The 570-nt window shown below is 48.6% G+C and carries 1 protein-coding gene; it reads right to left on the minus strand.

Annotated features, from left to right (window positions below; genetic code table 11):
- Positions 1-200 precede the first annotated feature (200 nt).
- Positions 201-570 (minus strand): hypothetical protein (locus ACTHUG_RS11300; protein WP_440422260.1); only part of this gene is annotated, 370 nt, incomplete at its 5' end.

The raw sequence follows: 570 nt of genomic DNA on the forward strand, positions 1-570 counted from the left end.
TGGGGGGTTGTGTTGTTGGTGGTTCGTTTTGCTACGACTTCTGTTGCATTTTCCCTGATCGCTGGGTGTCCGACTAGTACGGCCGCACCCTGCGTGGAGTCTTTCCTGACCAACATCCGGGCGGCTTTTTCCAACTGGAAGGCGGACGCTGGGTATGGACGACGTTCGGCTTTTTCCAGTTGGACTTGAATTACGGCGGTTTATGGGTATTTTGTGCTGTGGTGGGTGAGGTGGTGTTTTTTGTTGGTTTGTGCGTTGATGTTTTGTGTGTGGGTGTTGTTGTTTTTGTTTGGGGGTGGGTGGGTGTGGGTTGTGGGGGTTTGTTGTGGGTTTGTGTTTTGGTTTGTGTGTTTGGTTTTTTGGTGTGTGTTGTTGTTTTGGTTGTGTTTTTTGGGTTTTGGGTTGTTGTTTGTTTTGGTTGGGTTGTTTGGTGTGTTGGTTGGTGTGGGTGTTGGGTTGGTTGTGGTTTGTTGTGGGTGGTGTTGTTGTGGGGTGTGTTTGTTGTGTGTGGGGTTGGTTTGTTTTGTTGGGTGTTGGTTTGTTGTTGTGGTTTGTTTGGTTGTGTGGTGT

Source organism: Neisseria sp. P0022.S009, from assembly GCF_051956675.1.
Lineage (GTDB): Bacteria > Pseudomonadota > Gammaproteobacteria > Burkholderiales > Neisseriaceae > Neisseria.